At 64.9% G+C, this 18,937-nt stretch carries 17 protein-coding genes; 8 read left to right on the top strand and 9 right to left on the bottom strand.

Features of this window, described 5'->3' with window-relative positions; genetic code table 11:
• The first annotated feature begins 99 nt into the window (after positions 1 to 99).
• The 3 genes from JQ572_RS18770 to JQ572_RS18760 all read left to right on the top strand — a co-directional run bounded on the left by JQ572_RS18770 (position 100) and on the right by JQ572_RS18760 (position 4,447).
• The gene (locus JQ572_RS18770; protein ID WP_211384305.1) at positions 100 to 2,514 is read left to right on the top strand and encodes a hypothetical protein; all 2,415 of its coding nucleotides are present in this window, start codon (positions 100 to 102) and stop codon (positions 2,512 to 2,514) included.
• A 63-nt stretch (positions 2,515 to 2,577) separates the two neighbouring features.
• A complete protein-coding gene (locus tag JQ572_RS18765; protein ID WP_211384304.1) occupies positions 2,578 to 3,897 on the top strand; it encodes a hypothetical protein in 1,320 nt (439 codons plus the stop codon).
• Positions 3,898 to 3,910: 13 nt separating this feature from the next.
• Entirely contained in the window at positions 3,911 to 4,447 is a 537-nt protein-coding gene (locus JQ572_RS18760; RefSeq protein ID WP_211384303.1) for a hypothetical protein, read from the top strand.
• Between the two features lies 1 nt (position 4,448).
• Here the strand turns inward: JQ572_RS18760 and JQ572_RS18755 are convergent, their stop codons facing one another.
• The 6 genes from JQ572_RS18755 to JQ572_RS18730 are packed head-to-tail and all read right to left on the bottom strand — an operon-like array spanning position 4,449 to position 11,411.
• Entirely contained in the window at positions 4,449 to 5,696 is a 1,248-nt protein-coding gene (locus JQ572_RS18755; RefSeq protein WP_211384301.1) for an acetyl-CoA hydrolase/transferase family protein, read from the bottom strand.
• Between the two features lie 6 nt (positions 5,697 to 5,702).
• A complete protein-coding gene (locus JQ572_RS18750) occupies positions 5,703 to 7,256 on the bottom strand; it encodes a class I adenylate-forming enzyme family protein (protein ID WP_211384299.1) in 1,554 nt (517 codons plus the stop codon).
• A 31-nt stretch (positions 7,257 to 7,287) separates the two neighbouring features.
• Positions 7,288 to 8,454, bottom strand: coding sequence for an acyl-CoA dehydrogenase family protein (locus JQ572_RS18745; RefSeq protein WP_211384297.1), 1,167 nt, complete (start codon positions 8,452 to 8,454; stop codon positions 7,288 to 7,290).
• A gap of 40 nt (positions 8,455 to 8,494) precedes the next feature.
• Positions 8,495 to 9,784, bottom strand: a complete 1,290-nt coding sequence (locus tag JQ572_RS18740) for a TRAP transporter large permease (protein WP_211384295.1) — start codon at positions 9,782 to 9,784, stop codon at positions 8,495 to 8,497.
• 8 nt (positions 9,785 to 9,792) lie between these two features.
• Positions 9,793 to 10,347: a TRAP transporter small permease gene (locus JQ572_RS18735; RefSeq protein WP_211384293.1), complete on the bottom strand. Its 555-nt coding sequence runs from the start codon at positions 10,345 to 10,347 to the stop codon at positions 9,793 to 9,795.
• Between the two features lie 35 nt (positions 10,348 to 10,382).
• Positions 10,383 to 11,411, bottom strand: a complete 1,029-nt coding sequence (locus JQ572_RS18730; RefSeq protein WP_211384292.1) for a TRAP transporter substrate-binding protein — start codon at positions 11,409 to 11,411, stop codon at positions 10,383 to 10,385.
• Positions 11,412 to 11,638: 227 nt separating this feature from the next.
• Here JQ572_RS18730 and JQ572_RS18725 point away from each other — a divergent pair, with 227 nt between their 5' ends.
• Genes JQ572_RS18725 through JQ572_RS18710 form a run of 4 tightly spaced genes read left to right on the top strand, consistent with a single transcriptional unit; the run spans position 11,639 to position 14,964 of the window.
• The gene (locus JQ572_RS18725) at positions 11,639 to 12,841 is read left to right on the top strand and encodes a CaiB/BaiF CoA transferase family protein (protein ID WP_211384290.1); all 1,203 of its coding nucleotides are present in this window, start codon (positions 11,639 to 11,641) and stop codon (positions 12,839 to 12,841) included.
• A 36-nt stretch (positions 12,842 to 12,877) separates the two neighbouring features.
• Entirely contained in the window at positions 12,878 to 13,336 is a 459-nt protein-coding gene (locus tag JQ572_RS18720; protein ID WP_349643101.1) for a MaoC family dehydratase, read from the top strand.
• Entirely contained in the window at positions 13,336 to 14,187 is an 852-nt protein-coding gene (locus tag JQ572_RS18715) for an HpcH/HpaI aldolase/citrate lyase family protein (protein WP_211384288.1), read from the top strand. The genes JQ572_RS18720 and JQ572_RS18715 overlap by 1 nt, the downstream gene beginning before the upstream one ends.
• 33 nt (positions 14,188 to 14,220) lie before the next feature.
• Positions 14,221 to 14,964, top strand: coding sequence for an IclR family transcriptional regulator (locus JQ572_RS18710; protein ID WP_211384286.1), 744 nt, complete (start codon positions 14,221 to 14,223; stop codon positions 14,962 to 14,964).
• Positions 14,965 to 14,974: 10 nt separating this feature from the next.
• Here JQ572_RS18710 and JQ572_RS18705 read toward each other — a convergent pair whose 3' ends face one another.
• Entirely contained in the window at positions 14,975 to 15,376 is a 402-nt protein-coding gene (locus JQ572_RS18705) for a hypothetical protein (RefSeq protein WP_211384285.1), read from the bottom strand.
• A 152-nt stretch (positions 15,377 to 15,528) separates the two neighbouring features.
• Positions 15,529 to 16,326 carry a fumarylacetoacetate hydrolase family protein gene (locus tag JQ572_RS18700; RefSeq protein ID WP_211384283.1) on the bottom strand — a complete coding sequence of 266 codons (798 nt, stop codon included), beginning with the start codon at positions 16,324 to 16,326 and terminating at the stop codon, positions 15,529 to 15,531.
• Between the two features lie 215 nt (positions 16,327 to 16,541).
• Here JQ572_RS18700 and JQ572_RS18695 point away from each other — a divergent pair, with 215 nt between their 5' ends.
• The gene (locus JQ572_RS18695) at positions 16,542 to 17,441 is read left to right on the top strand and encodes a LysR substrate-binding domain-containing protein (protein WP_211384282.1); all 900 of its coding nucleotides are present in this window, start codon (positions 16,542 to 16,544) and stop codon (positions 17,439 to 17,441) included.
• 3 nt (positions 17,442 to 17,444) lie between these two features.
• Here JQ572_RS18695 and JQ572_RS18690 read toward each other — a convergent pair whose 3' ends face one another.
• Positions 17,445 to 18,932 carry an amidase gene (locus JQ572_RS18690; RefSeq protein ID WP_211384280.1) on the bottom strand — a complete coding sequence of 496 codons (1,488 nt, stop codon included), beginning with the start codon at positions 18,930 to 18,932 and terminating at the stop codon, positions 17,445 to 17,447.
• Between the last annotated feature and the right edge of the window lie 5 nt (positions 18,933 to 18,937).

Genomic DNA, 18,937 nt, shown 5'->3' with positions numbered 1-18,937 from the left:
GAACGCGATTTTGAATCGCGCGTGAATTTTTTTCGCATTTGCGGCGCCTGACTCCGTGCATGCGCACGTTAATCGTCCTGGTGGACGGGGAATTGTCGCATGAAGATCGCAACGGCCGGGCTCGAGCCCCGCGCGAAAATTGTTTCTGCATGGTCGTTCGATGTTTTCGATACGTTTCTGCTTCGCGCCTGCACGACGCCGGATGGTGTGTTTGAAAGGACTTACGAGCTATCCGGCATTTCAGGAACTTGTCCGAATGTTTCCGCAAGTTTCGTTCAGCATCGAATCCAGGCCGAAGCACGTGCGCGCAGGACCGCGAAGGAGAAGCGCGGCGGAAACGAAGTTCACATCGCGGAGATCTATTCCTATTTTCCGTTCAGGCTGTTCGGTCTCACGCGCGGCCAACTGAACGATCTGGTCGAATCGGAGTTCGGGGCCGAGATCGAGCTTTGTCGCGCCAACCCGGACATGCTTCGGCAATATCTGGACATGAAGCGCACGGGCCATCGCGTCGGCTTCATTTCCGACACGTATTGGGATTCCGACCGGCTGGCGCGGCTGCTGCGGGCTTGCCGTCCCGGGCTGACGTGGGACTTTCTCTACGCCTCCTGCGACCACGGCAGCAGCAAGAGCGAGGCGCTGTTCGAAAAATACCTCGCTACCGAGGGCATCGACGCCAGCGCCTCCTTTCACGTCGGCGACAATGACAAGGCCGACATCAAGGGTGCCAGGCGCCACGGCATTCGCCCACGTTACTATCCGCAGGCCACGGCCCGGCTCGCATCGAAATTTCAGCGCGAGACGGCGCTGTTCGAGCTGCTGTGTCAGGGCGCGCCGTCGCGGCTCGACCACGGCGCGCGCACCTTGCGGCGCATGGCCGCCGCGCGCAACGCCGAGAGGTCGCCGGCCTTCCACCTGGGTGTCACGGTGCTCGGCCCGGTCATGACGGCATTCGACGCTTTTGTCGCAAGGCGGTGCGAAGAGGTCGCAGGTCCCGGCAGGAAGGTTGCTCTCGCCTTCCTCGGCCGCGACGGCTTCCTGTCGCATTTGATCTGGCAGGACCTGCACGGGATGCCGTCGGCCTATGTCGAGATCAACCGTCGCGTCGGCCTGATTGCCTCGGCCGACACGATGCAGCCGCTCGTCGATCTCCTCGGCAAGGTCTTCAGGATCGACGCACCGACCTTCCGCGACATGGTGAAGATCCTGCCGTCGGAGGTCGCGGCCTTCTTTGCCGGCTGTCCCGGCGGTATCGCCTCCGGCGAAGAGCTCGCCGAGGCGCTTCCCGGACTGATGGATCCGGCTGAAATCGTCGCACTCGCCACCGGCCTGCGGGCCCGTCTGCTCGTCTATCTTCGCCACGCCATCCCCGGCTTCGACGACTGCACCGACCTCGTGCTCGCCGATCTCGGCTATTCCGGCAGCGTGCAGAAGGCGCTGCGCCGAATCTTCGACCTGGAAGGCATCGAGATCCGCCTCCACGGCGCCTATCTGATCTCGCTCGACGACGCCTTCGACGATCTCGCCGAGCAGGACAGTGCGATGGGTTTTGTATCCGACCTCGTGGTCACGCCGCATGTCAAGCGCATGCTGATCCGCAACGTGGCATTGCTGGAGCAGGCCTGCTGCTCCGCCGACGGCTCGGTTCGCGATTACGACGGCCGCGCGGTGCTGCGCGAGGTCAATCCGCGTCCCGCGGAACAAATGGCGCTTGCCGCCGAGATCCAGGCCGGCGCGCACGCCTTCGCGCAGAACGCGGGAGACCTCGCGCTCGACCATGGCCTCGATCCCTATGCTGCGCCCGAGGTTGCCGCGCGCTGGTGCGCGGCGACGCTGGCGCGGCTCCTGCTGTTGCCCGACGATGACGAGCTCGCGCTGCTCGGCACGTTGAAGCACGACGTCAATCTCGGTACCCACGCGCTCGCGCCGCTGCTCGACGAACGATTCGTGCGCGACCAGATCACCGCCCGCGGCCTCTCGGCCGCCTGCGCTTCGGTGGCACCGCCGATGTGGCTCGCCGGCAGCTTTGCCGGCCTGTCCCCCTCCTACGGCTATCTCTATGTGCTGTTCGGTGCCAACCGCCTGCCTGCCGACGTCTTCGAGGAACGGCCCTGCGGCCCGGTTCAAGTCGGCCTGTTCCGCGCTGGCGGCGATGCGGCGCTGGAGAGCGTAAGCGCCCATCGCACCGGTATCGGCGAGTTGCGCCTGCGCATTCCCCTGTCGCGCACCATGGGTATCACCATGATCGCGCTGCCGCTGGCGAATTTCGCGCCCGAGGGCCTTCTTCATGGCGTGACTGTACAGCAAGGCGATGACGTTCGTGGCGCCGCCGAGAGCCAGGACGTCGTCGGCATCGGGGCCGACAGCCTGGTCTATGCCGGCGTGCGGCGGAATGGCTCGCATTATCGCGCCGAGAGCGACGATGGCTGCCTGCTGATCCCCGTCGTTCCCATGACGCAGCAGATCGCGGTCTATTCCGTCGCGATCACCCCGCTCGGCTCCAGCCCCAAATAGTGCGCCTGATCGCGCCGCTCGGGACGTTGAAGTCCAAGGGCTGACGATTTGAGGGGCACGGAATTGACGGACGAGGCGCACGCAAACCTTGATCGGCTGCTGCAATCGGGTGGCGTGAGACTCGGCCGGGCCCAGCGCGACCGCCTGGGCTGGCTCGTCAACCAGTATGGTGCGCCGACGTTCGACGACGTCAGCGAGGGCCGCCGAAACGGCGTCGTCATCCTCAAGGAGCCGCTGAGCGGCGCTGCGGCCGAGCTGTTCTACCGCTCGCTCACGCCCGGCTGTGCCGTCGTCATCCCAAGAAGCGAAAATCCCGGCTTCGATTTTCTCAAGTCCAAGCTGACCGAGTTCGGCTCGGTCGGCCCCTGCGGTGCGGACGGCCCGCACGAGATGTGGTGGGGCGGCATCGGCTGGTCGAAGTTTCTCGCCGCTTCCGATGCCTCCTCCCTCCAGCCGCGGATCGTCTCATGCTATCCGCGCGGCGGCGACGCGACAGCAGCGTTCGCCTTGCGGCATTCGCTCGAGCGGTTCGACCTGGCCTGTCACATCGAGGCGATTGAGACGGAATTCAGCGACCGCGTCCTCTGCTTCGAGAAGGCGGAGTTCATGATGCGGATGTGGAACAAGTTTCGCGAGCCGCTGCTGTTCGTCGAAGCCGGCGCCATGCTGCGCGAGGCGCCGCTGCTGCCGTCCTACCTCGGCTGCGACGTCGCGTTGCACAAGTGGAACCGCTGGGAGATGTCGGCGCGCACGCTCTATCTCGGCCGCACCAAGGGGGCGGAGATGCTCCTGCGCAGCTGGCAGCAACTCGCCGCATCCGATCCCGCGATCTGGGAGGGCTATCTGCTCGACCAGGCCTGGAGCCTGACCTCGTCACAGCTGCCACTCGACACGGTATGGCTGCCGCGCTCCTATCACGCGCTGAAGGGCGACCTCGGCGCGATGCGCGCCACGATCCTGCATGACCAGCAGACCACAACGCTGGAGCTCGGGCCCGATCCGGCCTTTGCAAGCATGGTGCGCGCGGCCCGTCGCGCCGGCCGCACCGGCGCCCGCGATGCCTTCATGGTGATGACGTCGCAGGCCGAAGCCGGCAACGGCATCTCCGTGATCCTGCGCGATATCTCCGCAAGCGACGCGGGCGCGGTGGCCGCAACTGTCGAGGCCGTGACCGGCGCCTATGCCGCCGATTGCGGCGGATATGGCCGGCTCGAGCTGTCGCTCTGCGCCTGGCAGGACGACGTCGGCGCCGCGCGGGACGCCGCAGCTCTCGCGCGCTACCGCATCCTGGAGATCGCGCCGGGACAGCGCATCGCCAACGACTTCTTCGCTCACCACGCCGCCGACGATGCGGTCATGACCGCCCGCCATCTCTTTCCCTGAGGCATGTCACAAGATGCTCAAGACCATCATCCTGCTCACCGACACCGTGCAACAGCAGCAGCCCCTGGCCAATCTGCTCCGAGAGCACAATCACGATCTCGCCTTCTGCTCGGCGCTGCGCGCCCATGACCTCAGCTCGATCGAACCGGAGGTGCTGAGCGAAGCGCGGCTGGTGTCCTTTGCCGCTGACGTCGCCGTCTCCGAAAAGTTCCTGCTCCAGCTCGGCTATGGTGCCTACAAGTTCTACGCGGCACCGGTACAATACCCGGGCTTGCCGCCGGCACCCGACGAGAGCGACGATGATCCGCGCTGCTATTCCGTGATCGCGCAATCGATGACGATCTGGCCGGATTTCAAGAAGGTTGTCGGCCTCGAAACCGTGACGGTCCCGGACGGCACCGTTCCTGCCGAACGCGAGCGCCTGGTGTTCTCCCGTCTCGCCCATCTGTTCTGGCAGATGTCGGGCATGATCGCCGGCGAGGCGGCGGACCTCCCCGGTATCATCGGCTCCAGCGAGAGCCAGCGTCCGGCATTCGCGATGATGAACTGAGCTAGCACGCGGCGCGGCGAAGCTGTTCCCAGAGCGCGTCGCGGTGTTCGGGCGCCGCGATCGCGATCATGCGGCGTGCCCGCTCGGCCAGGCCGCAACCTCGCAACTCCGCAACGCCCCATTCGGTGACGATGGCATCGACGTCGGCGCGCGGCGTCGTCACGGTCTCGACCCTGGAGACGATCCGGCAGCTCCCGTCAGAGGCCGCCGCCGGTAGCGCGATGATCGCCCTGCCCCCGGGCGAGGCATTGGCACCGCGGACGAAATCGAGCTGCCCGCCGATCGCGCCGATGGCGACGCCGTTCAGCGTCTCGGAATTCACGCTGCCGTCCAGCCCGACCTGAAGCGCCGAGTTGATCGCGACCAACCGGCTGATCCGCGCCAGCACGCCTTGGCCGTGCGTATAGGACGTCGGCCGCACCGCGACCGCCTTGTTCTCGTGCACGAAACGATAGAGCCGCCGGCTACCGATCACCTGGTTGGTGACGGTGATCCCGGCATCGATGCCCTTCGCCGCATTCGTCACCGCACCGCATTCGATCAGGTCGACGACAGCATCGTCGATCAGGCCGGAATGAATGCCGAGATTGCGTACATGGGAGAGCGAGGAGAGGACCGCGTCCGGTATCCGCCCGACACCGAACTGCAGCGTGCTGCCGTCGACGATCAGGCCGGCCGCATGCGCCGCAATGCGCCGCGAAACATCGTCGAGCGGCATCGGTGCCAATTCAACTGGCGGCCTCCGAGCCACCACGCGGACATGGATCGGCGCATCCTCCGGCCATTCCGCGCCGAACGTGAAGGGCGAATCCGGATTGATCTCGGCGATGACGAGGCGCGCGCCGCGTGCGGCGTCGATGACATAGTCGTTGGAGAGGCTGGCGCTGAGCCGGCCCCTGGACTCCGCAAGCTGCACCAGAACGACATCGGCCTTGTGGCGGCGCGCGGCGAAGTCCGCACAGAAGGCGCTGTAATTGCTCGGGATCACGTCGAGCCGCCCGGCTTTCGCGAGCCGCCGCGCATTGCCGATCACACCGTAGCTCTGGAAAGAGACGCTCCCCGTGCAAGACGCGGAAAACGTCTCCGAGAACACCGGCCCAAGCATCATGCGATACGGCGGAAGATGTGCCGCCTGTGCCATCAGCGCCTCGGTCAGCGTGGCGGGCTCCGCCGTCGCCTGGCCGCACACGATGAGATCGCCGTGACGGATCAGGCCGGAAAAGTCGATCGGCGGCGCGTGCTCGGGCATGGCCACTCAACCCATCGGCGTGAGGCGCGCAGAGGATTCGCCGAGCAGCGTGCGCAGCTCTGTCTTGACGATCTTGCCGTAGCTGTTTTTCGGCAGCTCGCCGGTGACGTAATAATGCTTGGGTCGCTTGAAGCGGGCGATCCAGGCGTTGCAGATCTGATCCAGCTCATCGCGCGCCACGGTTTTTCCGGTGACGGGTACGACGACCGCCACGACCTCCTCGCCCCATTCCGGATGCGGCCGGCCGATCACCGAAACCTCGGCGACGGCCTCGTGCCGCAGCAGCACCTCCTCGACCTCGCGCGGATAGATGTTGGTGCCGCCGGAAATGATGACGTCCTTGGAGCGGTCCTTCAGCGTGAGGAAGCCGTGCGCGTCGAAAGCTCCCATGTCGCCGGTGTAGAGCCAGCCGTCGCGCAGCGTGCTCGCGGTTGCGTCCGGATTCTGCCAGTAGCCGGACATCACGGTGTCACCCCGCACGATGATCTCGCCGATCTCACCCGTCGCGACATCCTGCCCTGCCTCATCCACGGTGCGCACCTGGACGACGCCCTGGGCAATGCCGACCGAGGCAAGGCGCTCCTCGTGGCGCGGATGCCCGGCATCGGCATGCATCGATTTCGGCAGGTATGTGATGGTCATCGGCGTCTCGCCCTGACCGTAGATCTGCGTGAGTTTTGGTCCGAACACGGCCAGCGCGGCCTTGCAATCGGCGACGTACATCGGGCCGCCGCCATAGATGATCGTCTTCAGCCCCCGCGCGGTCACCCCCGCTGCCTCAGCCGCGACCGTCAGGCGCCGCACCATGGTGGGCGCAGCGAAGAAGGAGATGCCGTCGCGCTTCGTCGTCAGCTCAAGGATTTCGTCCGTCTCGAAGCGACCGCTCTCCGGGATGATCTGCGCGCCCATGCCGAGCACGTGCGGCACCATGTAGAGGCCGGAGCCATGCGACATCGGCGCGGCATGCAGCAGCGCTTCGCCCGGCGCGATCGGATTGATCTCGGCGAGATAGTTCAGCGACATCGCAAGCAAATTGCGATGGCTCAGCACCGCGCCCTTCGGCCGGCCCGTCGTGCCACTGGTGTAGAAGATCCAGGCCGGGTCGGTGATCGTGACGTCGGCGATGGCAATGCCTTCGCTCTTCTCCAACCTGCGATATTCGGCGGTGCCGATTTCGACGATGCGCGGCTTGGCGGTGCCGAGGACCAAAGCTTCCGAGGCAACCCCCGCCATGTCCTCGGTCACGAACACGATCGCCGCGCCCGAATTGTCGAGAATGAACGCGACCTCGCGCGGATGCAGCTTTGCGTTGATGGGAACTGCGACCAGCCCGGCATGCCAGCAGGCATAGAGACAGGCGACATAGTCCGGCACGTTCTTCATCAGCAAGGCAACGCGGTCGCCTTTGGCGAGGCCAAAATGCTGTTGAAGCGACGCAGCCAGCGACGCCACCGTCGCAGCGAGCCGGCCGTAATCGGCAACCGGCGTCAACCCCTTCAGCAACGCCGGCACGGATGCGTCGGCCCTGGCGGCCCGCAGAAGATGGTAAGCGAGGTTCATGGCGATCCTGCCGAGCTATCCGCGCGTCAGCTTAGTACGACTTTGCTAGCCCAAGCACCTTTTCCGCGATGAAACTGAGCGCAAGCTGCGGGCTCACGGGCGCAATGCGCGGGATCAGACTTTCACGCAAATAGCGCTCGACATGAAACTCTTTGGCGTAGCCGAAGCCGCCATGGGTCATCACGGACTGCTCGCAGGCGGAAAAGCCCGCTTCGCCCGCGAGATATTTTGCGGCATTGGCGGCGGCCCCACACGGCAGGCCCTTGTCATATTGCCAAGCCGCCGACATCACCATCAGCCAGGCCGCCTCAAGCTCGACCCAGTTCACCGCGAGCGGATGCTGGATGCCCTGGTTCTTGCCGATCGGCCGGTTGAAGACAACGCGCGTCTTGGCGTATTCGCTGGCGTGCGACAGCGCGACTTTGCCGAGGCCCACCGCCTCCGCCGCGATCAGGATGCGTTCGGGGTTCATGCCTTCGAGGATGTACTGAAAACCCTTGCCTTCCTCGCCAATGCGATCTTCCATCGGGATCTCAAAGTCCTCGAAGAACAGCTCGTTGGAATCGACGACCTTGCGGCCCATCTTCTCGATCTCGTGGACCTTGATCTTGTTGCGGTCGAAATCGGTATAGAACAGACTGAGGCCATGGGTCGGCGAGCGCACCTCTTCAAGCGGCGTGGTCCGCGCGAGCAGCAGGATCTTGTGCGCCACCTGCGCGGTGGAGATCCACACCTTCTGGCCGTTGACGATGTAGCGGTCGTTCTTGGCGACCGCGCGGGTCTTGAGCTGCGTGGTGTTGAGGCCGGTGTTGGGCTCCGTGACCGCGAAGCACGCCTTCTCGCGGCCCTCGACCATCGGCGGCAGCATGCGCTTGCGCTGCTCCTCGGTGCCGAACACGACGACGGGGTTGAGTCCGAACACGTTGATGTGCACCGCGGAGGCCCCGGACATGCCGGCGCCGGATTCCGCGATGGCGCGCATCATGATCGCGGCCTCGGTGATGCCGAGGCCGGAGCCGCCATAGGCTTCCGGCACGCAGATGCCGAGCCAGCCGGCATCGGCCAGCGCCTTGTGGAAGTCGTGCGGGAAGCCGCCGTCGTGGTCCTTCTTCAGCCAATAGGCGTCGGGAAAGCCCTCGCAGATCTTTGCGATGGCGTCGCGAATGGCTTCCTGCTGATCGGTGAGCGCGAAATCCATGTTCTTGATCTCCTTCTTGGGAGCCGCGAGAGCTCCGATCCTAGCGCCCCATCTGCGAGGGCAGCCAGAGAATGATGCTCGGAAACGCCACCAGGATCGCGATCGCGATCAGGTGGGCGATGAAATGCGGGAAGGTGCCGTGAAACACTTCGGCCACCGGCCGTTTGGCATAGCGGGCGACGATAAAGCAGTTCAGCCCGACCGGCGGCGTGATCATGCCGACTTCGGCGGTGACGATCTTGATGACGCCGAACCAGATCGGATCGAAGCCGAGCGTCTTGATCAGCGGCAGCACGATCGGCACGGTCAACACCAGGATCGCGATCTGGTCCATGAAGGAGCCGAGCACGATGTAGCCGCACAGGATCAGCGTGATGATCACCCAGCGCGAGGTCGGCAGGCTACCGATCCAGGCGACGAGGTCCTGCGTGACATGGGTGAGCGTGAAGAAGTAGCCGAAGATCGAGGCGCCGACGAGGATCGTCACGATCATGCAAGTGCCATGGCAAGCGCTCAGCAGCGCCTTGTAGAGCGAGCCGGGCGTAACCCTGCCCTTGGCGATGGCGAGCACCAGCGCTCCCGCGGCACCGAGAGCCGAAGCTTCCGTCGGCGTCGCAATGCCGAGATAGATGGTGCCAGTGACGAGCGAGAACAACAGCACCATCGGGCCGACCTGCCATAGCAGCGCAAACCGCTCCCGCCACGGCACGGGTTCCACGCGAGGGGCTCGCGAAGGGTCCTGCCAGACCAGGAAGCCGATCGTCGCCATGATCGTTGCCGTCACGAGCATCGCCGGAATGATGCCGCCGATCAGCAACTGCCCGATGTTGACTTCAGCGAGCAAACCGAAAATGACGAGCGCCACGCTGGGCGGGATCAGCATGGCCAGCGTTCCCGAGATGGCCACGACGCCGGCCGCCATCTTCGGCTCATAGCCCTGCCGGATCATCGCCGGCAGGCTCGTCGATGCCAGCGTCGCTGCGGACGCCGTCGAGGTGCCGCAGATCGCGCCGAAGCCCGCGCCGGCCAGCGCCGTCGCCATGCCGAGCCCGCCGGGAATGCGGCCGACCCAGGCCGACGCCGTCTTGAACATGTCGTCGGCGACGCCGGACAGCAAGACGAGATCCGCCATCAGCAGGAACATCGGGATCGTGATCAATTCATAGGACGATACCGTCGAAAGCGGCGCCGTCTGGAGAATGCCGAACAGCGTGCCGGTGCCGCCAACCATCAGCAAGCCGACCGACCCGGCGAATCCCATGGCGAAACCGACCGGCGTGCCGATCGCCAGCAGGAGGAAGAGCAGCACAAGAACGATGATGACTGTCATGGAATGGGCTACTCGAACGAGTTGGCTTCGCCGGTCCCGGTCTCCGGCGGCAGGGGAAAGAGGTCGCGACCGCTCACGAGGCTGAGCCCGTGGCCGATCAATTGCAGCGCCAGACGCAACACCAGCACACAGCAGCCGAACGGCACCAGCGCAGCCGAGATCCAGGTCGGCCACGGGATGGCGCCGGCGAGCACGTCTTGCTGCTGGTAGTTCTCGAGTGCACGCTCGAACCCGACCTTTGAGATCAGGACGAAGACGAACAGCCCCGTGAGCGCCGTCACAACCTCCGACAGCCGCCGGCCCGCCGGCGGAAATCGTGACAGCAGGATGTCCACGCCGACATGCGCATGCACGCGCAAGGTGTCCGACAGCGTCAGGAAGAACACGCCGGCAAGGAGATAGAGTCCGATCAGATCATAGGTGAAGGAGAACGGACTGTTCATGACGTAGCGCATGAACACGTCGGCCACCACGAGCGCCATGATCGCGAAGAGAGAGACCGCCGCGATCACCGTCAGCGCGCGCTCCAGCACACCGAGCACATCCGCTGCTCGCTTGATCATCTCCGACGTCTCCCTTCCGCTTCGATGGTGCCGCACTACTTCGCGGCGCCGGCGGCGAGCAAGCCCTCGAACTCCTTGAGCACGGCGGAGGCCTGCTTGCCGCGGCTGTCCAGCCCGGCCGCCCATTCGTGCGCGACGCCCTTGAGCTTTTCCTTCATTTCCGTGCGCGTGGCATCCGGAAGCGTGGTGAAGCCGATGCCCTGATCCTTCATCTTCTGCCGCGTGACGTCCTGCTCGTTGTCAACATCGGCACAGGCCTTTGGCGTGATCGCCTCGGACGCCTCGTTCATCGCCTTCTTCACATCGTCCGGCAATTTGTCCCAGACCGATTGATTGATCGAGTAGGCGACGATGAAGCTGCCGAAGCTGACGCCTTCGGTCGCATACTTGACGAGCTTGTCCAGGCCGTATGCGACGACGCTGTCTACGGGGAACAGAAGCCCGTCCATCGTGCCGCGCGACAGCGATTCATAGGCATCCGGCGCGGCCATGCGTACCGGCACCGCGCCGAGCGTGCGCACGGTGAGATCCTGTGCGCCGCCGGTAGTGCGCAGCTTCAGGCCAGCCATGTCCTTGATCGTCTCGACCTTCTGCTTGGCGGTCCACACCTGATAAGGCGGCAGCACCACGGCCATCAGCAGCTTGATCTTGTTCGGCGCATATTCCTGCTTGGCCAGGATGCCTTCCCGCGCGCTCTTCCAATAGGCCATTGTGCCCTGGCAGCTGGTCTGGAATGCGCCCGGCAATTGCGCGACCTCGGAAAGCGGCATCTTGTCCGAGACGTAGGACGGCCCGATGTAGCCGATGTCGATCACGCCGGACTGGGTCAGGCGCAGCATGTCGGTGGCCTTGCCGATCTGCTGGTTCGGATAATGGGTGAAAGTGACGCCGCCGTTGGTGCGCTTGGTGACGTCCTCCATCCACGGCTTGAGCATCAGACGAACGAGATAGTGGTCGCCGGGGAAAGAGTCGGCGACTTTCAGCTCCAGCGCCTGGGCCTGCAGCGTCGAGAGCGGCAGCGAGAGTGAGAGCGCTACGGCGGCCCGGACCAGATTTCTCTTCATTTGCTTCTCCTTGACGCGTTCCCACGCCGAAGGCGGCAGCTCATCGCTGCCGACCGCTCGGCCTTCACTCCAATTCTTGCTTGAGTTAAAAATACATATATGTGAATTTATATGTCAAGTATATGAATTTGTCATATGGCTATGCACCGCGGTGCGAAGTTGCCGAATTGACACCAGTCTTTTCTGAACTCTAACTCCACGTATATGAATTCATCCCACGAGGCCCCATGGGACCGCTCGCCGGCTTCACCATTCTCGATCTGACCTCGGTGCTGATGGGCCCCTACGGCACCCAGGTGCTGGCGGACATGGGCGCCGACATCATCAAGGTCGAAAGCCCCGAGGGCGACATCGTCCGCCAAATTGGTCCCGGCCGTACGCCCGGCATGGGCGGGATGTTTCTCAATGCCAATCGCGGCAAGCGCAGCATCGTCGTCGATCTGAAAAAACCGGAGGGGCGGGACGCGCTGCTGCGGCTGGCGAGGCGCGCCAACGCGCTCGTCTATAATGTGCGCCCGCAGGCAATGGCGCGGCTCGGCCTCGATTATGAGACGCTGGCCGCGATCAATCCCGCTCTCGTCTATGTCGGCGCCTTCGGCTACGGCCAGTCCGGCCCTTATGCCGCCAAGCCCGCCTACGACGATCTGATCCAGGGCGCGGCAACCATTCCGACGCTGCTCGCGGCAGCCGGCGACGGCACACCGCGCTACGTTCCGGTCACCATCGCCGACCGCATCGTCGGCCTGATGATGGTCAACGCCATCATGGGCGGGCTGATGCACCAGCAGCGCACCGGTGTCGGCCAGCGCATCGACGTGCCGATGTTCGAATCGATGACGGAGTTCGTGCTGGTCGATCATCTCGGCGGACTGACCTACGATCCGCCGCTCGATCATGGCGGCTATGCCCGCCTGCTCTCGCGTTATCGAAAGCCCTACAAGACCAGCGACGGCTATCTCTGCGTCCTCATCTACAACGACAAGCACTGGCGCAGCTTCTTCGAGGCGATCGGGCAGCCGCATTTCCTCGATCAGCCGCGCTTTGCCAACCATGCGTCGCGCACCAAGCATATCGACGAGATCTACGAGGAGATCGGCCACATCTTCGCAACGCGCAGCACCGCCGAATGGCGCGAACTGCTGGAGCGCGCCGACATTCCGGTAATGCCGATGCATACGCTGGAGACGATTCTGGACGATCCGCATCTCAACGCCGTCGGCTTCTTCCAGACCGTCGATCACCCCGTCGAAGGCCGTATCCGGCAGATGCGCGTGCCCTCGACCTGGAGCGTAACCCAGCCGGAAGCCGCCGGCCCCGCGCCGACGCTCGGCCAGCACGGTCGCGATATTTTGCGCGAGGCTGGCTTCTCGGCCGACGAAATCGAACGGCTCGCAGAGCAGAAAGCAGTTCAACTGGCGGCGCTAGCTTAGCGGCCGCGCAGCCAAATCGCAGGACATAGGGAGGAGATGGCGATGGCCGGACTTTATTTCGAGGACTTTTCCGTGGGCCAGGAGTTCAGGCACCCTTTGACCCGGACCGTGACGGAGATGGACAACACCATGTTCAGCCTGCTGACACTCAACCCGCAGCCGCTGCACATCGACGCCCATTTTTCCGCAAAGACCGAGTTCGGCCAGCGCATTTTCAACAGCCTTTACACCCTCGGCATCATGATCGGCATGACGGTCTATGATACGACCATGGGCACCACCGTCGCCAATCTCGGCATGACCGACGTCACCTTTCCGAAGCCGGTCTTCCATGGCGACACGTTGCGGGCGACGACGAAGGTGCTTTCGTTGCGGGAATCCAAATCGCGCCCCAAGGCGGGCATTGTCGAGTTCGAGCACCACGCCCTGAACCAGAACGACGAGATCGTCGGTAAATGCCGCCGCATGGCGATGATGCACAAGAGGCCGGTCTGATGCGTTCGATGCTATTCGTGCCGGGGGATTCCCCGCGCAAATTCGAGAAGGCGAGCGAAGGCAAGGCCGACGCACTGATCATCGATCTCGAGGATTCCGTCGTCGCCGAGAAGAAGGAAGAGGCGCGCGGGCTGACGCTCGCGATGCTGAAAGGACGCAGCGGGCCGTATCAGCTCTATGTCCGCGTCAATGCCCTCGACACCGGCATGACGCTCGCCGATCTCGCCGCCGTCATGCCGGGCAAGCCCGACGGAATCGTGCTGCCGAAATCACAGGGCGGTGACGACGTGCGGCAGGTGGCGACATGGCTCGAAGCGCTGGAAGCTGCAGCCGGCATCGCGGTCGGGACGACGCGCATCGTCTGTGTCGCGACGGAAACCGCCGGCGCGATCTTCGGCCTCGGCAGCTACAAGGGATGCTCCCCTCGCCTCGCAGGCCTGATGTGGGGCGCGGAAGATCTCTCGGCCTCGCTCGGCGCCACCGAAAAGGCCTCGGGCGGCGTGTTCCACAGCCCGTATCGTCTGGCGCGCGATCTCTGCCTGATGGCGGCGGCCGCGGCCGAAGTCGCGCCGATCGACACCGTCTATACCGACATCGATAACCTCGCCGGTCTCGAGCAGGAGACGCGCGCGGCGCGGCGCGACGGCTTTTCGGCGAAGGCGCTGATCCATCCCAAGCATGTCGACGTGGTCAACGCGGCGTTCGCGCCGACGGAGGCCGAGCGCACATGGGCGGAGAAGGTGATCGCGGCGTTCGCGAGCAATCCGAATTCCGGCACGCTGCGGCTCGACGGCCAGATGATCGACAAGCCGCATCTTCGCGCCGCGAAGAAGATCCTCGGCCAGCCCTAGATCAGGACGCAGCGTCGCCAGACGGGATCCATCATGATCGTTCGCCAAGCCGCCAATGTTCTGGAGATCATGGAATTCTTCGCGCAAACGAGGAAGCCGGCAACGCTTGCCGAGATCGCGGATCATTTCGGCTGGCCGCGCTCGTCGACCTTCAATCTGCTCGCGACGCTGTCGGAGAAGGGCTATCTCTACGAACCGCGGCCGCGCGCAGGGTTCTATCCGACGCCGCGGTGGCTCGCGATGGCGCGGATGATCTCGGAGGTCGAGCCGCTTCCGCCCTGGACGCATACGCTGATCGCCGATCTTTCCGCCGAGACCGGCGAGACCGCCTCGATCGTGGCACCGGCCGGCGTGATGGCGGTGTTCATCGACGTCGTCGAATCCGGGGCCGCGATCCGCTATTTCGCAACCATCGGCCACCGCGTACCGATCCACGCCACCGCGAGCGGCCGCGCGCTGCTGCTGCAATATTCGCAGGAGGAGCGCGACTCCGTCTATCGCAAGATCGAATTCAAGCAATACGGCCCGTCGACGCCGATCAGCATCGAGGCGGTGGAAGCCGAGCTGCGCAACTCGATCGCGCGCGGCTATTGCCAGAGCTTCGGCGACTACAGCCGCGACCTCGCGGGCGCCGCGATTCCACTGCCGATCGGAGATCGCCGTCTATCAGTCGTCGTCGCCGGCCCGGAGTTCCGGATTGGGCCGAAGGTCGGCGAAGTGGCCGCCTTGATCGCAAGGACGGTCGACCGGCTGCGGCCGAAGACCACCGCGGCCTGACGCCGAAGCTTCATTCGAATCCCTGAATGGGCGGCGCCGACGTCTGCGCCGGCGCAGCTTCGACAGGCTGCACCGCAGGCGCGGCTTGAGCGGGCGGATTGGTAGCAGCTCTGATCTGGCCGTTGGCATTCATCGCCTCGCGTGCGCGCGGCGGAGCGCCGGCTGCGCGATACGCATCGCGGCGCGGCGGCGGCCGATGTCTCGCCGAGTGTGAATCTCTCACGCCCCAGGACCGGGCAATTGCAGGCCCCGCGGTATAACCCACCACAGCGCCCGCGACGGCACCGATCGGACCGAGCACGACGGCGCCTGATACGGCACCCAGAGCCGCAGCGCCGGCGCGCTCCTGCGCGCCAGCACTCGCGGGCACGCCAACCACCATCACGACGGCAGCGATCAAAGCTTTGTTCATCGGAGCGCCTCCCTCACGGGAGATGACTCATGCCCAAATATGGCCTCACGAGGTTCGCTTGCCGGCCAACAAAAGGCAATCGGCCGGGGAACCCGATGTCAATCGAAGAGCTCCGCAGCCAACTGAGCCGCGGAGGCCCGTCGGCGCGACCACTACACGATCTTGATCGACATGTCCGGGAGGCCCTCGAGCTTGCACAGCAGCACATCGCCCTTGACCACCGGGCCGACATTCTCCGGCGTGCCGGAATAGATGATGTCGCCGGCCTTCAGCTCGAACGCTTCCGAGAGCTTCGCGATCTGCTCGGCAACGCTCCAGATCATCTTGCTGATATCCGAGCTCTGCTTGACGTTGCCGTTGATTGCCAGAGAGATAGCGCCCTTCTCGAAATGACCGGTCTTGCTCACGGGATGGATCGGACCCAGCACCGCGGCGTGGTCGAAGCTCTTGCCGATCTCCCACGGCTTCTTCTCCGCGGCCATGCCGTTCTGGAGATCGCGCCGGGTCATGTCGAGGCCGAGCGCGTAGCCGTAGACATGCTCGAGCGCCTTCTCGGCCGGGATGTTGGTGCCGCCGGATTTCAGCGCGGCGACCAGCTCGACCTCGTGATGATAGTTCTTGGTCAGCGACGGATAGGGATGGTCGGCGACCTCGCCGACCGCGACGTTCTGGATCGCGTCGGTCGGTTTCTGGAAGAAGAACGGCGGCTCGCGGTTCGGATCCGAGCCGCGCTCGATCGCGTGCGCCGCATAATTGCGACCGATGCAATAGATGCGGCGGACCTGGAACACCTGGGTCTCGCCGACGATCGGGATGGTGACCATCGGCACCGGGAAGATCGGCTTCGGCCCGGCTTGCGCCGCGGCGGGAGCAATTTCGGCCATCGAAGCTGCTGTCACCGCCACGGCGGTGGCAAGCAGATCGCGTCGCGTGGATGAGGTCTCTTTCATGTTTTGTGCTCCCTTTCAGCCTTATTGGGCAGCGTCGTACGCGCCGCTCCGGCTGATAATCGATATTCAGTATGCCAGCAACAACGACGGGACGGGACGCGACGCGGCATCGCCTTATTGTTGAGAGCAGGCCATCCTGCGGTTTCGCAGCCCAGGCCGGACTGCCGCCCCGTTAGCATGGAACTTGCATAAAATCTGGGCGACATGGACGCCGCATGAACCTCATCAGTCTCGATATCCGTATGCTCCGGTCACTGATCTCGGTGGTCGAGACCGGCAGCATCACCGAGACCGCGCGACGGCTGGGTCGCACCCAGCCGGCGATCACCCTGCAATTGCAGCGGCTGGAGGAGCTGACCGGCAAGCAATTGTTCGAGCACGCCGGCCGCAGGCTGACGCTGACCGAAGACGGCACCACGGTCCTGACCTACGCCAAGTCCATCCTGCGGTTGCATGACGAGTTGATCTCGCAACTGGCGTCGCAGGAGATCGAGGGCCAGGTCGTGCTCGGCACGCCCGACCTCTATGCGGCGTTCATGCTGCCACAAATCCTCAGCGTGTTTCGAAAATCCTTTCCGCGCGTCCAGGTCGAGCTCAATTGCGCGTTGTCGACGCCGCTGGTCGGCCTCGTCAAGCGCGGCGATGTCGACATCGCACTCGTTACCCGTATGAACGATTTCACCGGCGGCCAGGTGGTGCGGCGCGAGCAGCTGGTCTGGATGACCGGCGAGCAATCCGCCGCGCATCAGGAACGCCCGATTCCGCTGGCGCTGCTGCCCCCCGGCAACATCTATCGCGACTACGCCATCGATACGCTGGAGCGCGCGAATTTGCGCTGGCGCATCGCCTGCGTCAGCGAGAGTGTCGGCGGCCTGCAGGCTGCGGCTTTTGCCGGCATGGCCGTCACCGTGCTCGGCCGCAGCGCGCTGGTGCCGGCGATGCGCGAGATCGGCCCGAACGAGGGCCTGCCGCCGCTGCCGAAGATCGAGCTGCTGCTCTACAAATCCAGCGGCGCGACCTCAAAGGCGGCGACAGCGCTGCACGACTATCTCGCGCACTATCTGCGCCTCGACGAAGAACTCAGCGGCCGTGGGGTGCCGATCGAGCTGTCCTGAGCTTCATGCCTTCGCGCGCGCGGGACTTTCGCGAAGCGCCAGCTGCGGCCAGAACTTCGCCCAGGGCAAAGCCGCCTCGAACGCAGCAGCGATGCGAAAAATCGTGGGCTCGTCGAGCCAGGGAGCGACGATCTGAAGGCCGATCGGCATTCCGTCGCGATCGAAACCGCAGGGCAGCGTCGCGGCCGGAAGGCCAGCGAGGTTGATCGGCCAGGTGAACGGCGACCAGCCGAGATGCGGATCGACCTTGCTGCCGTCGATCATGTCGACGCCAATCCGGCCGGCCTCGAACGCGGTCACCGCAACCGTCGGCGTCACCAGCGCATCGACGCGCTCGAAAAGCTTCAGAAAGCCGCTGCGCGCCTGGCCGCGGCGATAACCGGCTTCGATATAGTCCGTGCCGCTGTAGCGCCGTCCGGCACTGACGACATCGCGATAATCTGCTTCGGAGCCGGCGAGATCGGCCGTGGTCTTGGTCGCGACCGCAGCCGCCTGTTCGGTGAAGGCGATCGGCTTGAGCGTGTGTTCCAGAATGCCGGGATCGAGGCCCGGTCCATCCATGGTGACCTGCGCGCCGCACGCATCGAGAACAGCCAGCGCCTTGCCGAACGCCGAGCGCACGTCGGGGCTGACGGCGGCGTAGCCGAGATCGACGCTGGCGCCGATGCGAATGCCATTCAACGGCGCGACGTTGGTATCAAACCGCCGCGGCGCCGCCGGCAGGCTCGCCGGATCGCGCAGATCGTAAGCAGCGATGATCTCCAGCGTCAGTGCGGCATCCGCGACCGTGCGCGTGATCGGCCCGGTATGTGCGAGCGAGCCCCATGACGGTGGCGAGAAGCCGGGCGAGCGCGGCACCAGGCCAAAGGTCGGCTTGAGGCCGAACACGCCGCAGAAGGACGACGGCACCCGGATCGAGCCGACACCGTCGGTGCCGATCGCGATCGGACCGCAGCCGGCGGCGACGCCCGCCGCCGCACCGCCGCTCGATCCACCGCTGGTGCGGCCGGGATTCCAGGGGTTTCGCGTCGTCCCGGTGACGGGGCTGTCGGCCGTGAGCTTGTAACCGGACTCGCAGGTCGTGGTCTTGCAGGTGATGATCGCACCCGCCGCCTTCAGCGCCGACACCACGGCCGCATCGGCCTCGGGGACAAAGCTCTTGTTCATCGGCGAGCCGCCATAGGCCGGCACACCCGCGACAAAGACGAGATCCTTGATCGTGACGGGCACGCCGGCAAGCAGCCCCCTGGCTTCGCCCGCACGCATCTCCCTGGTGAGACGATCGGCTTCCGCCCTCGCCTGCTCGTACATCGGCGTCACCACCGCGTTGCAGGTCTCGTTCGTCGCCAGAAGCGCGGCGATGGTGTCGTCGACGACATCGCGCGGGGTAAACGCCTTGCGCCGGTAGCCGGCCATGATCTCGGCTGCAGAAAGCGCGCCAAGGCCAGTCGGCGCCGGCGGAAAGGCCGTGCGGCCGGAACCATCAGTCATCATCA

It is taken from the genome of Bradyrhizobium sp. SZCCT0153 (assembly GCF_018129995.1).
In the GTDB taxonomy this organism is placed as follows: Bacteria; Pseudomonadota; Alphaproteobacteria; order Rhizobiales; family Xanthobacteraceae; genus Bradyrhizobium; species Bradyrhizobium japonicum_G.
Note: the sequence above shows the minus strand (reverse complement) of the source record. Positions and strands in the feature narration are given on the sequence as shown.

Excerpts from the sequence above, each read along its gene's own strand:
- JQ572_RS18735 (WP_211384293.1), bottom strand. The coding sequence starts at position 10,347 with ATGATCAAGCGAGCAGCGGATGTGCTCGGTGTGCTGGAGCGCGCGCTG.
- JQ572_RS18710 (WP_211384286.1), top strand. The coding sequence starts at position 14,221 with ATGATCGTTCGCCAAGCCGCCAATGTTCTGGAGATCATGGAATTCTTC.
- JQ572_RS18725 (WP_211384290.1), top strand. The coding sequence starts at position 11,639 with ATGGGACCGCTCGCCGGCTTCACCATTCTCGATCTGACCTCGGTGCTG.
- JQ572_RS18770 (WP_211384305.1), top strand. The coding sequence starts at position 100 with ATGAAGATCGCAACGGCCGGGCTCGAGCCCCGCGCGAAAATTGTTTCT.
- JQ572_RS18750 (WP_211384299.1), bottom strand. The coding sequence starts at position 7,256 with ATGAACCTCGCTTACCATCTTCTGCGGGCCGCCAGGGCCGACGCATCC.
- JQ572_RS18690 (WP_211384280.1), bottom strand. The coding sequence starts at position 18,932 with ATGACTGATGGTTCCGGCCGCACGGCCTTTCCGCCGGCGCCGACTGGC.
- JQ572_RS18745 (WP_211384297.1), bottom strand. The coding sequence starts at position 8,454 with ATGGATTTCGCGCTCACCGATCAGCAGGAAGCCATTCGCGACGCCATC.
- JQ572_RS18705 (WP_211384285.1), bottom strand. The coding sequence starts at position 15,376 with ATGAACAAAGCTTTGATCGCTGCCGTCGTGATGGTGGTTGGCGTGCCC.
- JQ572_RS18740 (WP_211384295.1), bottom strand. The coding sequence starts at position 9,784 with ATGACAGTCATCATCGTTCTTGTGCTGCTCTTCCTCCTGCTGGCGATC.
- JQ572_RS18760 (WP_211384303.1), top strand. The coding sequence starts at position 3,911 with ATGCTCAAGACCATCATCCTGCTCACCGACACCGTGCAACAGCAGCAG.
- JQ572_RS18715 (WP_211384288.1), top strand. The coding sequence starts at position 13,336 with ATGCGTTCGATGCTATTCGTGCCGGGGGATTCCCCGCGCAAATTCGAG.
- JQ572_RS18700 (WP_211384283.1), bottom strand. The coding sequence starts at position 16,326 with ATGAAAGAGACCTCATCCACGCGACGCGATCTGCTTGCCACCGCCGTG.
- JQ572_RS18755 (WP_211384301.1), bottom strand. The coding sequence starts at position 5,696 with ATGCCCGAGCACGCGCCGCCGATCGACTTTTCCGGCCTGATCCGTCAC.
- JQ572_RS18720 (WP_349643101.1), top strand. The coding sequence starts at position 12,878 with ATGGCGATGGCCGGACTTTATTTCGAGGACTTTTCCGTGGGCCAGGAG.
- JQ572_RS18695 (WP_211384282.1), top strand. The coding sequence starts at position 16,542 with ATGAACCTCATCAGTCTCGATATCCGTATGCTCCGGTCACTGATCTCG.
- JQ572_RS18730 (WP_211384292.1), bottom strand. The coding sequence starts at position 11,411 with ATGAAGAGAAATCTGGTCCGGGCCGCCGTAGCGCTCTCACTCTCGCTG.